This is a genomic window from Amphritea sp. 1_MG-2023, from assembly GCF_030547545.1.
Taxonomy (GTDB): domain Bacteria; phylum Pseudomonadota; class Gammaproteobacteria; order Pseudomonadales; family Balneatricaceae; genus Amphritea.
In genome coordinates this window covers 33137-46886 of sequence record NZ_JAUOQE010000025.1, presented here as the reverse complement: position 1 = coordinate 46886, position 13750 = coordinate 33137, and the positions used below count along the sequence as shown (strand labels likewise).

General features: G+C 45.8%; 13 protein-coding genes. 3 read left to right on the top strand and 10 right to left on the bottom strand.

Annotated features, from left to right (window positions below):
* Window positions 1-36: 36 nt before the first annotated feature.
* The 3 genes from Q4488_RS13435 (at window position 37) to Q4488_RS13425 (ending at window position 3878) form a co-directional block, all read left to right on the top strand.
* Complete coding sequence (locus Q4488_RS13435; RefSeq protein WP_303580993.1) at window positions 37-1329, top strand: TRAP transporter large permease; 1293 nt, start codon at window positions 37-39, stop codon at window positions 1327-1329.
* A 75-nt stretch (window positions 1330-1404) separates the two neighbouring features.
* Window positions 1405-2286 carry a sulfolactaldehyde 3-reductase gene (gene yihU, locus Q4488_RS13430; protein WP_303580992.1) on the top strand — a complete coding sequence of 294 codons (882 nt, stop codon included), beginning with the start codon at window positions 1405-1407 and terminating at the stop codon, window positions 2284-2286.
* Window positions 2287-2576: 290 nt separating this feature from the next.
* On the top strand, window positions 2577-3878 hold the full coding sequence (locus Q4488_RS13425) for a DUF3422 family protein (RefSeq protein WP_303580991.1): 1302 nt from the start codon (window positions 2577-2579) through the stop codon (window positions 3876-3878).
* Window positions 3879-4099: 221 nt separating this feature from the next.
* Here the strand turns inward: Q4488_RS13425 and Q4488_RS13420 are convergent, their stop codons facing one another.
* From Q4488_RS13420 to Q4488_RS13375, 10 genes are all read right to left on the bottom strand, one after another.
* A complete protein-coding gene (locus Q4488_RS13420; protein WP_303580990.1) occupies window positions 4100-5137 on the bottom strand; it encodes a YeiH family protein in 1038 nt (345 codons plus the stop codon).
* A gap of 82 nt (window positions 5138-5219) precedes the next feature.
* Window positions 5220-5546, bottom strand: a complete 327-nt coding sequence (locus tag Q4488_RS13415) for an NIPSNAP family protein (protein ID WP_303580989.1) — start codon at window positions 5544-5546, stop codon at window positions 5220-5222.
* Window positions 5547-5780: 234 nt separating this feature from the next.
* Entirely contained in the window at window positions 5781-7271 is a 1491-nt protein-coding gene (locus tag Q4488_RS13410) for a CoA-acylating methylmalonate-semialdehyde dehydrogenase (RefSeq protein WP_303580988.1), read from the bottom strand.
* The gene (locus tag Q4488_RS13405) at window positions 7271-8002 is read right to left on the bottom strand and encodes a fumarate hydratase C-terminal domain-containing protein (protein WP_303580987.1); all 732 of its coding nucleotides are present in this window, start codon (window positions 8000-8002) and stop codon (window positions 7271-7273) included. The genes Q4488_RS13410 and Q4488_RS13405 overlap by 1 nt, the downstream gene beginning before the upstream one ends.
* Window positions 7999-8940 carry a fumarate hydratase gene (locus tag Q4488_RS13400; protein WP_303580986.1) on the bottom strand — a complete coding sequence of 314 codons (942 nt, stop codon included), beginning with the start codon at window positions 8938-8940 and terminating at the stop codon, window positions 7999-8001. Before Q4488_RS13400 ends, Q4488_RS13405 begins: the two co-directional genes overlap by 4 nt.
* Complete coding sequence (locus Q4488_RS13395) at window positions 8937-10685, bottom strand: L-aspartate oxidase (RefSeq protein ID WP_303580985.1); 1749 nt, start codon at window positions 10683-10685, stop codon at window positions 8937-8939. The genes Q4488_RS13400 and Q4488_RS13395 overlap by 4 nt, the downstream gene beginning before the upstream one ends.
* 46 nt (window positions 10686-10731) lie before the next feature.
* Window positions 10732-11070: a hypothetical protein gene (locus Q4488_RS13390; RefSeq protein ID WP_215953162.1), complete on the bottom strand. Its 339-nt coding sequence runs from the start codon at window positions 11068-11070 to the stop codon at window positions 10732-10734.
* The gene (locus Q4488_RS13385; RefSeq protein WP_303580984.1) at window positions 11067-11405 is read right to left on the bottom strand and encodes a hypothetical protein; all 339 of its coding nucleotides are present in this window, start codon (window positions 11403-11405) and stop codon (window positions 11067-11069) included. The genes Q4488_RS13390 and Q4488_RS13385 overlap by 4 nt, the downstream gene beginning before the upstream one ends.
* Window positions 11402-12127, bottom strand: coding sequence for a succinate dehydrogenase/fumarate reductase iron-sulfur subunit (locus tag Q4488_RS13380; protein ID WP_303580983.1), 726 nt, complete (start codon window positions 12125-12127; stop codon window positions 11402-11404). Before Q4488_RS13380 ends, Q4488_RS13385 begins: the two co-directional genes overlap by 4 nt.
* A gap of 712 nt (window positions 12128-12839) precedes the next feature.
* On the bottom strand, window positions 12840-13610 hold the full coding sequence (locus tag Q4488_RS13375; protein WP_303580982.1) for a sulfite exporter TauE/SafE family protein: 771 nt from the start codon (window positions 13608-13610) through the stop codon (window positions 12840-12842).
* Window positions 13611-13750: the final 140 nt, after the last annotated feature.

Genomic DNA, 13750 nt, shown 5'->3' with positions numbered 1-13750 from the left:
TTGAATTTCATCAATAAATATAAGAAATAGGTCTCCATGATGGATGATTCATATATTATATTAGTCCTTTTTGGGGCTCTCACAACAGCACTTGCACTTGGCATCCCAGTTGGTTTTGCACTCGGTATTGCCACAGCCTTAGGGCTTACGTTGACATCAATCCCCTTAGTCTATATTGCCCAAACCCTCTACACAGGGGTGGGTATGTTCCCACTTATCGCGATACCCGGCTTTATCTTAACGGGCCTGCTGATGGAAAAATCAGGACTGACCCATAAGATTGTTAAAATAGTGACGCTGGCAGTTGGGAATGTACCCGGTGGACTCGCTGTTGTGACCATCATCTCATGTATGTTTTTTGCCGCATTAACCGGTTCAGGGCCTGCTACGACCGCAGCCATTGGTGGCATCATGATCCCAGCGATGATTCGAGCAGGTTACTCTGTTGGGTTTGCCGCTGCGGTTGCCGCAACCGGAGGCGCTCTTGGCATTCTTATTCCACCATCGAACCCTATGATAATTTACGGAGTGATGGCCAATGTGTCAGTAACCGGGTTATTTATGGCGGGCATGCTGCCCGGGGTATTATTAGCCGCCGCATTGGCGGGTTACTGCGTTTACACCGGTTACCGCCGTGGCTACACCTCGGCGGGAGGAGCGTTTCAATTCAAACCATTACTGAAAGCCTGCTGGGATGGTAAGGCCGCTCTTTCGATGCCCGTTGTTGTCTTAGGTAGTATTTACGGCGGCTTCGCAACGCCAACGGAGGCGTCAATGCTCGCGGTTGTCTATGCTGCCGCTTATGGCTTCATCACAGGTCACAGTAAGCTCGCAGACCTTGGAAACTCGATGGTTAAAACGGCCACACTCACCGGGGCGATTCTAATTATCATGGGGCCTGCGATGGCCTTCGGTAAGTTAATTACCCTTTATGATGTACCGATGCAGGTGTCTGAATACATTACATCACTATCAAGCAGCCCCCTGTTAATTCTTATTCTGATCTCTATTTTATTGATTATCATCGGCACATTTATGGAAACGATTAGTACCATCGTGCTCTTAGTCCCTGTCTTTTTACCGGCACTATTAGCTTTGGGAGTAGATCCAGTTCACTTTGGCATCCTCTTTGTCGTTTTATCTGAAGTCGGCTTTCTAACTCCCCCACTTGGCGTCAATCTCTATGTTGCTTCGGCGATTTCAGGTCAGAGTATTGAATCCGTCAGTAAATCAGTACTCCCATTTTTAATGATTCTATTGTTATTTTGTGCTCTCTTAATTGCGGTGCCTGAAATAGCGACCATTGGCTACAGCTCTGGTGCTAGATAGCTTAAAAACACTCACTTTTATAGAATGAAGTTATTTATTATTCATCATATACAAAAATAATATTGGAGAACATATATGAAAAATATTGCTTTTATCGGCCTTGGTGCCATGGGTATAGCAATGGCCAATAATATCCTCAAAGGAGGCCACAATGTTGTCGGTTATGACCGCGATGAAGCCCGCTTAGCATTACATTCAGCCAATGGCGGAAAGATAGCATCCTCCCCTGCCGAAGCAGCCAAAGACGCCGACATTGTTATCACCATGTTGCCGGTTGGTGCGATCGTGAAAAGCGCACTATTCGATGCAGGAGGCATTACGGAAACAATGTCGCCCGACGCTTTGTTCATAGATATGTCAACGATTCACCCATTAGAATCAGATGATATCCGCGCTGAATTGACTAAGCATGGCATCACCATGATCGATGCGCCTGTCGGTAGAACCTCCCTTGATGCGATCAAAGGCACTCTCATTATTTTAGCTGGCACAGATACCGATTCATTAGAACGGGCCAGATCTGTATTTGAATGTATGGGCGAAATTATCATTGACTGTGGAGGCCCTGGCAAAGGCATCCGCATTAAGGTTGTTAACAATTTCATGTCTGTTGCCCTTAGCGCATTAACCGCAGAGTGCCTGGCACTTTCTGACAAACTAGGTCTAGATCGCAATCTTGCTATTGAGGTAATGAGCGGCACGCCAGCAGCAACGGGGCATATGTTGACCACTTATCCTAAGAAGGTTTTCCAGAATGATCTTTCGCCAGCCTTTCCTATCGATCTTGCTAATAAAGACCTACTTATCTCTCTAGATCTGGCTGAAGCATTAGATATCAATATGGAGATGGGCCGAGCAGCGAGTTATGTCTATAAAGAGGCTCAGAATGAAGGTCGTGGTAATCAAGACTGGACCGCTCTATATGATATGTTGTCACCCGCCAAACAAATCGCATAAGAGCAGCTGACAACACACGGATAATACGCACCCTTTTGGTGAATGGTAATTTAGATTAGTCGTCGCTAACTATTTTATTGATTCACCTTTTTATTTAATTAATACCAACTTAATATGTCCCATTTATTCGTGGGGCATATTTAATAATCACGAAACCCTTTATCTAGCCATCTTTACTATCAGCCTATAAAACTCCTTTCTATACTGATAGATTAATACGTCAATCACGCCTTATCTTTTAAAATTCAAGCTCACTCATATAAATAAAAATTAATAGAAAGGATAAAACCTTGCCTAAAAATAAATACAAACACTATAGTCAAGTAAATACACATAGTCGCTTCAGTGATAATTATTCTGATCTTCATACCCGCCCATTCCCAATATTAGCCACGCCGTTAAGAGTATCGCAAATATCGGTCTTACATGAGGGTCGCGATAATTATCAGCATGAACTGACTCATCTCAATAATTTATGCCTGCGCTACAATATCAATCCACCGCAACAAGCTGATGTTTGCTTCTACCAAAACTTCGGGGAATTTGAAGTACGCTGGGAACGCCATACTGAATTCAGTAGCTACGCCTTTATCGTTTTCGGTCAGGACTCGCAGCCATTTGAACACCCTCCTATCGCTTTACTACCCGCTGATTGGGTGCAGAACATTCCCGGCAAGGTAATCGCTGCGATCCATATTGAAGCACTTGATGCTAATAAAGTGGTATTTGAGCGGGAAAGCATGCGGCAATACTTTGAAGGGCAACGCTTGATCGCCTCCGCGTTACGCCATGGCGCTGCGACTATTTGGAGTGCATTACGAATACATACAGATAACTTCAACCGTATTTTACTGGTAAACAACAACCTTAATGAGTGCCAAAGCGGCCGAGTGTTGCGCGCATTACTAGAACTGGAAGCCTATCGAAACATGATGCTGTTAGCATTTCCATTAGCGCAAGAGGTGAGCGTCGAAGTCAGCCGCATGGAATCACAACTTGCGCTGTTGATACGTCAAATCAGCGGTGTACGCATCCCGCAAGAAGAGCAAAAGCAGCTATCAGAACTGTCAGATATGGCAGCGGCTATAGCTGAGCTTATCGCCATTTCTCGCTATCGCTTTGATGCTGGCAAAGCTTATTATCAAATGGTTCAAAGCCGCTTAGAGGAGCTGGAAGAAGAGGAAATGAATGAATTACAAACAATGGCTGCTTTCATTGACCGCAGATTATCTCCTGCCGTAAGAACCGTCGAAGCAGCAAAACGTCGGCTAGATGATTTAGCCGGCAGAGTCGATCGGGCCAGTGATTTTCTAAGGACTCGCATTAACATGGCGATTGAGACACAAAACCAAGCCTTACTGCAATCAATGGATCGTAGAGCTCAATTGCAGTTTCGACTACAGCAAACAGTGGAAGGGCTATCGGTCATTGTGATTACTTATTATACATTAGCCTTACTGGGCTATATATTAAATGCGGCTGACAGTTTCCAATGGAAAAGGGATATCGACAAAATAAAGGCGTTCTCATTACCTGTTGTACTCTTCGCTGTTTGGCTATTTATTCATCGAATAAAGCACAAACTAAAATAAATAAAAAAGGGTTTATCAATATAAACCCTTTTTATTACAAAAATACAACAACTCATAAAATATCGATCATTATTATCGAAGCTGCGATATAACTTGCTAGTCATTCATCTTTATAGCTCTGAACGACTTCAGTCCGAGCTTGCAAAGTAATAGATTATTGCCCCTACATTTTTAAGCAGTATTTACCAGCCACCAACCAGAGCCACCGAAAAGATGTTCAATTATAAGCCACCTAATAATAGCCATGTACCAACCAATACAGCGAGAAACAGCGTGTTGAGGGTCATCAATAACATTGGCTTCCAGCCCATTTCAGCCAACTCTTTAAACGATGCTTTCATGCCTAAGCCAACCATGGCGACAATCAGGCACCAGCGTGAAATATCGATCATCGAGTCGGTAATCATCGCGGGCAGATAACCTGAACTATTGAAAAGTACAACGATAATAAAAGCAATAAGGAACCCTGGCAGCGGCAACCCTGCCCCTTTCACTTGACCGTTGGATTTTTGGCGTGCAATAACGATTGAAATAATCACAACCACGGGCACAAGCATCGCTACCCGTAGTAGTTTTGAAAAGGTGGCGACGTCGCCAACATTATCTGAGACCATATACCCAGCGCCGACAACCTGAGCGACATCATGAATCGTCGCACCCAGAAAAATACCACTTTCAGCTTCGTTAAATCCTAATAAGCTAACCACTAACGGATAGGCAATCATGGCCACGGTACTCAGGGCCGTCACCGTAATAACCGTGAAGATCAGGCACTTTTCAGACGCTTTATTCTGAGGCAGCACAGCAGACACCGCTAAAGCGGCTGATGCACCACAGATCCCTACAGACGCGCCGGATAAAATCCCCTGTGTAGCGCCTAGCTTTAGCCATTTACCACAGATAATACTGAAAAATATCGTGGCCGGTACGCCAACGAGCACAATCGCAATCGGCGTCAGCCCTAAGCCTAGTATCTGCTCGATCGTAATTCTTGCCCCTAACAAGGCAATACCAAAACGAAGCACCGCTTTAGCCGAAAAAGTAATGCCTGCCACATAGCGCCCTTCAGCAGATAAATGATTAAACGCCATCCCCAGTAATACAGCATATAGAATAGTCGGGCCGCCATAATGATCAGAAACAAACGCGGCCGCCATACCGACGACAAAACACATTAAAAATCCAGGCAGTATGTCAAATATCTGCGAACGTAGCCCTGAAACCCGTGATGTAACTAAAAATTGATTTGCTGAATCCATTATTATTTTATCCATTTCTAAGGTTGTCATCAGGAAGGTCTGGTTAATCATCACGCAGATTTTGTGAATAAAACCTGCTGCGTTAGCTATCAGTACCTCCGATCGGGCTCCATGACTCAGGAATAAGAATCTTGTTTTCAATACTTTGTACCAGTGGTCGCATTTGCAGAGCATATTTCAACCACTCTTCACTGGCCTGCAGTTCTTGGCGTCGACGATAACGGTCATCCAGTGACTCGTAGCCCCACATATGAACAACCTGATTCAAAGGACCTATATCGGTATGAAAATAACCCACCATATTGCCCAAAATTTTGACCTGGACATCCTTTCCCAGCGTTTCATAGAGCTTGAGAAATTCACCTAACTTGCCATTTTTAAGCGTATAAATACGTTCATCTATAAACATTGTTATCTCCAAAATACGTTTTCAAATAACCCGCTCTTTTTCAGCACAAGCAGATATCCGCAACCTGAATGATTAATCCGGTCGTATCGATTTAAAAAACATTACACATAAAAAGAAGGGGAGAGCCACACAACGAAGCGACCCATCACCCATTGATCAAAGCACAGTCTGTGTCTGCAAGTGCTATCGCCTTGCAGACAGAATCTCTTCACCCTCCCCTTAAAACTTGGGTGCTTACTTCATCGTCGGCATTGAAAACTGCGACTGACTTTTACTTACCTGCCAGCGTGAGGTTACTGTTTTAAGCTTGGTGAAAAAGCGAATACCTTCCATACCATGCATATGATGATCGCCAAACAGAGAACTTTTCCAACCACCAAAACTATGAAACGCCATCGGTACAGGTATAGGCACATTAATACCGACCATACCGGCTTGCACCCGTGAGGCAAACTCACGCGCAGCATGGCCTTCTTGGGTAAAGATCGCCGTGCCATTACCATATTCATGGGAATTAATCAGTTCCAGTGCTTGTTCATAGTCATCGACGCGAACCACCGCCAGCACTGGGCCAAAAATTTCCTGCTGATAGATGCGCATGTTCGGGGTAACATTGTCAAACAGGCAGCCACCCATAAAGTAGCCATCGCCATGATCTGGGTGTTGTAATTGACGCCCATCAACCACGAGGTCAGCGCCCTCTTGTACACCGCTATCAACAAACCTCAGCACGGTATCCAGATGCTGCTGGGTCACTAAAGGTCCCATCTCCGCTTCAAGATCAGTACCAGGTAGAACACGTAAGTCTTTTAGCTTTTCTTTCAGCGCAGCTATTAACGGGTCAGCTATATCACCCACGGTAACCGCCACCGAAATAGCCATACAACGCTCTCCAGCAGAACCATAGGCAGCGCCCATCAATGCATTGACCGTGCTATCAATATCCGCATCAGGCATGACGATAGCGTGGTTTTTAGCCCCGCCTAACGCCTGTACTCGCTTGCCAAATTCAATACCTGTTTTCTGTACATATTTAGCAATAGGCGTTGAACCAACAAAGCTGATCGCACTAACGGATGGATGTTTTAGCAGCGTATCAACGGCTTCTTTGTCGCCATTGACCACATTGAATACGCCCTTTGGCAACCCTGCTTCGGCAAACAGCTCAGCCAGACGCAGTGTACTCGTTGGATCCTTCTCTGACGGTTTCATGATAAAAGTGTTGCCGCAAGCAATCGCGATAGGGAACATCCACAAAGGCACCATCACCGGAAAATTAAAAGGTGAGATACCGGCGCAAACGCCAACCGGTTGGCGAACCGACCAGCTATCAACACGGGTACCGACATTCTCACTATATTCACCTTTCAATAAATGAGGGATGCCGCAGGCAAATTCTACGACCTCAATACCCCGGGTAACCTCCCCTTTCGCATCATCTAACACCTTGCCGTGCTCCTGCGAAATAAGCAGTGCCAGCTCATCAACGTGGTCGTTCAACAGCTGTAAAAATTTCATCATCACCCGTGCACGACGCACAGCAGGGGTTGCAGCCCATGCAGGCAGAGCATCGCTAGCGACCTGAATCGCTTGTTCAACTTCAGTGACGCTGGCTAGGCTGAGTTGCGCCGTTTGCTCGCCCGTTGCTGGGTTAAAAACGGCACTGTTACGCTGATTTGATCCAGTAACGGCAGCGCCGTTAATAAAGTGTCCTAGCTGATTCATTAATCTTTACTCCGTTCGGTTGGCATCGCATTCACAATTCTAATAGGCTGGGTATCCGGCTCACCGATCACTTCATCGGCACGACTGGTCGTTTCGCCGTAGCGTTTAAGGGCCGGTGGTTTCAGTCCCTCATAAAGCTTTTCAAGTTTGGCGTTGACTGCATTTTCATGTTTGACAAACAGGCTGTTGCCTTCCCGGTCGTTATCCACAATGAAGGGGCCTATCTCATCCACCTCAAAGATCCACATCGCTTGGGCAATGCCATTTTCTGCCAGCCAGTGAACATCTTTGACTCGTTTAATGCCGCGCCCGAGCAATGCCCCAGCACCGTAACCCACCGTTGAAAGATAACGGGCACCATTGGGAACAAAGACATCACGATAAGCCTGCTCCGGCATGCCACCTTTACCAATGATGATTTTGGCACCTGACACTTCAAACCAATTTTTCATCCACTTACCAAAACGGAAACTCGCCGTCGCCGTTACAGCCCCCACATCATACCCACCTTGCGCATTAGGACTCGCCGCAGGAGAACAATGGAAGTTGACGTTAGAAATCGAACGAATATCAACCGGTAACTCTTCGCCACTCTCTAACACCTTTTTGTATACCCCTTCACGAGCGGTATAAATGGTGCCGGTGAGGTAAACAACATCGCCCTGTTCCAGTTTGTCGACATCTTCTTGGGACACTGGCACTTGCAACTTAACAACATTCATCTTGCTCATTCGATACCCTCCCTACGGTAGAAATCAGTAAACCACTGTGGATCGTCCCTAAACTCAACTCGGCCATCGCTGTGAATCCGAGCGGCTGCCCGTCGCGAAGAGTGACAGAATGAATGGATGCTCATGGGCATACCGCCGGTATGGGTATAAGCCACTTCAATATGGCAATCGACAACCAGTGTTTTACCTTCAAATCCCATAGGCCCCATGCCGATATTGTTACCGAGGTCTTTAAGCTCTTGCTCGAGTTTTGCCACTTCTGGGTCGGGGTTAACATCGCCAACTGTACGTAAACAAGCCGCTTCTTTACCGATACGCATACAGGTATCTTTATTGCCGCCTAAACCAACCCCAATAATCGCTGGCTGACACGCCAATCCTCGACGGCCAAATGACGCCATTGTATCGAGGAAGAAACGCTTAATACCGTCGATACCATCGCCTGGAAACAGCATCCGATAATCGGTACCAAACAAACCGCCTTTGTGCACTGTCACTAAATCAATCCAATCACCGTCCGGCTCAAAGGTGTATTCAATTTCCGGGGCATGAATCCCTAAGTTGTTGTTGTTATCCTTACGCGACAACGGGTGAACGCGGTTTGGACGTAGCGGTATCTGCTGAGTGCCAATCGCAACGGACTCACGAATAGCATGCTCTAATGCAACAAAACCACCTTCAACAACCGCCTCATTACCCGCTTTAACATAGAACCGAGGCAAGCCCGTATCAGCACACATCGGACGTCGATCTTCTTCAGCCACGTCATAGTTATCCAGCATTGTTTTGATTACAAAACACGATAGGTCTTCCGTCTCTTTGCTGGCAGCTGCTCGCAACGCCTGCTTGTAATCAGACGGTATATCGATAGCCGCCCGTGACATAAGCTCGGTGGCGGTTTCCAGCACTAACTGCTGGGGAATAGGTTTTCTACTCATAATGAGACTCCAGTTTTTTGTTCTATTTCTTCGGGTATGAGGGTCTGCCCTGGCTTCACTCGGGTAAATTCAACAGGGATTTCGGCGACAGCAACATCATCACCCTCCTGCCAGACTCGGACATAAGTCGATGTGTCGAGATCTCCCTTATCGGGGTAATCATCGCGGAAATGTGCGCCACGTGAGTTTTTGCGCGTTTGGGCTGACTTAATAATTGCCAGACTGACGCTAATTTGAGAATGAAGGTTGAGCCAGTCATGCCAGGTCTGGTTATACTCTTTGCTTGTGTTACCAATACCGGTTTGGAGCAGCTCTTCGCGCAGTGCGACGACATCGGTGTAAGCACGCGCTAAGCCTTCTTCGGCACGGATAATGCCCGCGTCATCCCACATTTTGTCCAACAGCCGATAACGCAGATCGGTCAGATCAGCCGCTTCAGCACGGAAGGGGGTTTCGATAAAGTTGAGCGCAGCATCGATAGCTGACCTATCCGGATTCGCAAAGCTACCTTCACGGCCGACCCATTCAGCCATCACATCACCGGCGATACCGCCATAGACAGTCGAGTTTGCTACGCCATTACCGCCTAAACGGTTACCGCCATGCACACCACCCGCATCTTCACCTGCACAGAACAAACCTGGCAGGGCGGTCTCACAATCGACGCTGACTTCAACGCCGCCCATCATGTAATGCGCGGTGGGTACAACTTCAACCAGCCCTCCAGCTAGGTCAGCGCCGACATCCTTACAGCGGCTGACCATGCCCTTAAACTTCTGACGCACATTATCCGGCCCCAGATGCCCCATACTGATATGTACGCCACCGCTCTCAGTGGTATGCCCTTTACACATCTCACGGTAAATAGAGCGTGATACAACATCACGAGTTGCGCGTTCGCCGCGTTCATCATAATCATGCATAAAGCGCTCGCCTTTGCCGTTAAGCAAGTGCCCACCAGCCCCCCGTAAGCCTTCCTCTAATACCGTGCCGGTAAGCCGAGTGCCTTCACCGGCCAGCAAACCTGTCGGGTGAAACTGCACCATCTCCATATCACGCAGGTTAAGTCCCGCACGCAGCGCCATCGCTAGCCCATCGCAGGATTTTTCACCAGAGGGCGTGTGGTAACGATACATGGTTGGCCCACCACCCGTACCCAACATGACGGCTTTAGCTTTAACAAATAATGGTTTACCGGTGCGGATATTGAGCATCAGAATGCCAGAAATACGCTTACCATCTTCAGAGGCAATAATCTCGATAGCGCGGTGATCTTCTAAACGATCAATCGGCTTAGCCCACACCTGTTCAGCCAAACGGTTGATAATTTCAATCCCGGTCAAATCACCTTTATGAATTGTCCGGTCAAATGTCTGACCAGCAAACGCTTTACCATGCAAAGAGCCATCGTCAACTCGATCAAAGAAACAACCCACCTCATTTTCAAGCTCCAACACACGCTTCGGTGCTGTCTCAACCAGACGCCAAGCTAATTCTTGGTTTGGAATCCAATAGCCACCATTGATGGTGTCCATAAAGTGGCGCTCGACAGAGTCACCCTGGTTAAGGGCGACGTTATAACCACCTTGCACCATCCGCGTACAACCACACTTTCCCAGCAAACCTTTGACCGCCACGGTAATTTTCAGATCGGGGTTACCTTTATAAGCATGTAGAGCTGCAAACAAACCCGCACCACCCGATCCCAGAATTAGTACATCAGTCTCTTTCTGTTCAATATTCATATAATCTCCTGCGTACCTACGTATCTACCAAAACACAAACAGATACTTAAAATGCTCTCAGTAGAAACAAACAACCCGTTGCTGTTGCGCCAACACCCGCAATCGATATCAGGTAGCCCTGCCACTCTTTCCAAGCAAAAAACTCAATCACCAACAATCTGAAACCGCCTAATAGATGCACTGCTAACAGCCCAACCAAACCCGCTTCCGCAAACTTAACCAGCGGCGCATCAGCCCAGTAAAGAAAGCCATCCAGTACATGTTCTCCCTGTAAAATCAGGCTCAACACCACAAAATGGAAAGGTAAAAACAAAGCTAGTGCAACACCGGACCAACGCTGAACAAAGGATGCCCAATACTCTTTCTTGTCCCGATTAGTCTTCATAGAACTAAGCCTCCCACCGCTGAAATGCCCATCGCACATAAGAAAAGGAAAAACGCGATCAAAACAAAATTGGCACTCATACCACCCCAGCCCAATACTTCACGCGCAACAGTCCGTAAGCCGATAGTTGAATGAGTAGCAGCAGCAATCGTAAAAAGAGAATAAAACAAGCCCATCGCGTAGTTACCGCTGGTTCTTTGCAGGATTTCTGCTGAGGACAAGCCCCCCTGTATCGCTATAATCATGCCGGCAAGATGCACCACGACGAACAACCCCAGCGCCATGGCACTTAAGCGATGTGCCAGCCACAGTTTGAATTCAATTCTCTTGTTCATATTTCCCCCTTCAGCGTTGCTAGGGAAACGGCCTTCTTAAGACCCGCAATAGATCGAGTGGGATTAAGCTGTAAAGGGCAACGCGCAACACACTGAGAATTGGTATGGCAATTCTGACAACCACCATCACCACTGACAGCCTTTAGGCGTTCAGGGTTAGCAAAATCTTTCGCATCATTAATTAATGACCAGGCACGATTAAGCGCTGCTGGCCCAAGATAATTAGGATTTAATTCAACAACATCACAAGCCGCATAACAGCAACCGCAATTAATACACTCAATGGCTTCATCCGCTTTTTGACGCTGCTTATCATCGGGTTTAATAGGGACAAACTCGGTGACTGGAGAATCCGATGGCTCAAATCGACCTTTGGCTTCTTGCCATTTATCAAAGAAGGGTTTCATATCGACAACCAGATCTTTTACTACCGGTAAATTTGATAATGGCTCAAGTTTTAATTCCCCATCTTGTATCACACTTCTAACGAGAGTACGGCAAGTCCAACGTGGTTTACCATTGACCTGCATCGCACAAGAGCCACACATTCCAACACGACAAGCAAAGCGATAAGATAAAGAATTATCAACGGTACGCTGCACGTGTGTTAGCAAATCGAGAATAGTTTGATCCTCAACATAAGGAACCTGAAAACTCTCAAAAGTACCGTCTTCTCCACCTCGCCAAACAGAAACTCTTATTTTTTTTTGATTATCTTCCATAAACTTTTACGCCTCACCGAATAGGAACTGCTGCGGTTTTAATCACAGTTATTTCGTTAAACATATCTTATATCTATAGATATACTTATGTATAACGATATAAATTTAATGATTAATTAAGATTTAATTAAGTTAATGCTCTATATAGGCTACTTTTCGTGACTCCTGGCACACACCAGAGCCACAAAACACAAAACACAAAACACAAAACACAAAACACAAACAGTATTAGTAACCTATTCCTGGAACCACTGGTCGCAGCGTGAAGAACTCACCGTGAATACAGCATAAAAAAATCTAAGGAAGGTGCGAATAAGTCCGTTATGTTCTCTGCAGACATTAGAATGGCCAGATACGCGATAGCCAAGTAAGCGTGTTTTTTCAGCAATTAAGAGAAGAGAAACAGGCCGCCAATCACAGCATGAATTCAATTTGACGTAATAAATAACGAATGGAGTTTTTATTAACTTACACAATATTAAGGCTTTAAATCTGAGAACAGACCTCAAGAGGAAGCCTGAAGCGACACCAACGTCTATTCTTAACGCAACGCACGCCATTTGAATATGACTAAGCTACTTCGCTCATACTTATATAGGAAAACTCCGCTGAGATTATTATAACAACGGTTTAACATCTATATTTAAAATAAGGTTAACAACGAGAATGCCTCTTAATAAACAAGCTTATAGCGGGTTATCATAAACAATCACTATGAACCCCATACCAACCGCGTCGCCAACACAAAACCAAACAACAATAGAAAGAACCAAATAATCCGCTGAAAGGTGGACGCATCAAACCTATTCGTTAATTGCTGCCCTATCACTGACGCAATAACAGCCACAGGCAATAGTAACAAATACAATCCAAGCAAGCGTGACGTAATCAATCCTGCGCCAAAATAAGTAAGCGGAATAATTACCCCGCTGAGAATATAAAAGCCACTAATCGTACTTTTAAACTCTCCCGGCCCCCACCCTCTCAGATTACCGTAGATACTAAAAACGATACCTCTCAATGCATATGCAGACCCTAACATGCCCGCCAGACAACCAAATAGATAACTCCAACCCTCTCCTTCCAAACGATAGTTAGAAGATGGCAATAATTGCCATGCTGCCATCATGACCAATAAAATACCCAGCACTCCCTTAGCGATACCCTCGTTACCAAAACTCAGTAACAGCACACCTAACGGGATGCCAACGAGTGCAGCGATCGACGTCCTTTTTAATGAGCCTAATTGCAATGATCGTCTATTTTTCCATAACGTAAAAAATGAAACCGTTGTAGATAAAAGCAATATCAGCGGTACGGCCTCGCGTAGCTCAATAAAGAGCGTCAATAATGGTACCGCAAGTAAACCATCACCAAATCCAATCGCCGATCTTAATAGAAGGGCCAAAAACAAGATAATACCAATAAAACCAAGACCATCTGTCTTCAATGCGAGCATAAGTAAACTTATAACATCATCCATTTACACCGTTTCCTTTTACAAAAAAATATTTTTGAGCCATACATAAGGACATGAATAATATGAAGGTTATCCAGAGCAAGATTTTCGGTAAAATCTAAGATAAAACATACAGTTAAGATAAGAACGATCACCACAGAGCG

Bases quoted from the DNA above. Each gene is read 5' to 3' on its own strand.
- yihU (WP_303580992.1), top strand. From the start codon at position 1,405: ATGAAAAATATTGCTTTTATCGGCCTTGGTGCCATGGGTATAGCAATG.
- Q4488_RS13395 (WP_303580985.1), bottom strand. From the start codon at position 10,685: ATGAATATTGAACAGAAAGAGACTGATGTACTAATTCTGGGATCGGGT.
- Q4488_RS13420 (WP_303580990.1), bottom strand. From the start codon at position 5,137: ATGGATTCAGCAAATCAATTTTTAGTTACATCACGGGTTTCAGGGCTA.
- Q4488_RS13380 (WP_303580983.1), bottom strand. From the start codon at position 12,127: ATGGAAGATAATCAAAAAAAAATAAGAGTTTCTGTTTGGCGAGGTGGA.
- Q4488_RS13375 (WP_303580982.1), bottom strand. From the start codon at position 13,610: ATGGATGATGTTATAAGTTTACTTATGCTCGCATTGAAGACAGATGGT.
- Q4488_RS13415 (WP_303580989.1), bottom strand. From the start codon at position 5,546: ATGTTTATAGATGAACGTATTTATACGCTTAAAAATGGCAAGTTAGGT.
- Q4488_RS13405 (WP_303580987.1), bottom strand. From the start codon at position 8,002: ATGAGCAAGATGAATGTTGTTAAGTTGCAAGTGCCAGTGTCCCAAGAA.
- Q4488_RS13435 (WP_303580993.1), top strand. From the start codon at position 37: ATGATGGATGATTCATATATTATATTAGTCCTTTTTGGGGCTCTCACA.
- Q4488_RS13400 (WP_303580986.1), bottom strand. From the start codon at position 8,940: ATGAGTAGAAAACCTATTCCCCAGCAGTTAGTGCTGGAAACCGCCACC.
- Q4488_RS13390 (WP_215953162.1), bottom strand. From the start codon at position 11,070: ATGAAGACTAATCGGGACAAGAAAGAGTATTGGGCATCCTTTGTTCAG.
- Q4488_RS13410 (WP_303580988.1), bottom strand. From the start codon at position 7,271: ATGAATCAGCTAGGACACTTTATTAACGGCGCTGCCGTTACTGGATCA.
- Q4488_RS13385 (WP_303580984.1), bottom strand. From the start codon at position 11,405: ATGAACAAGAGAATTGAATTCAAACTGTGGCTGGCACATCGCTTAAGT.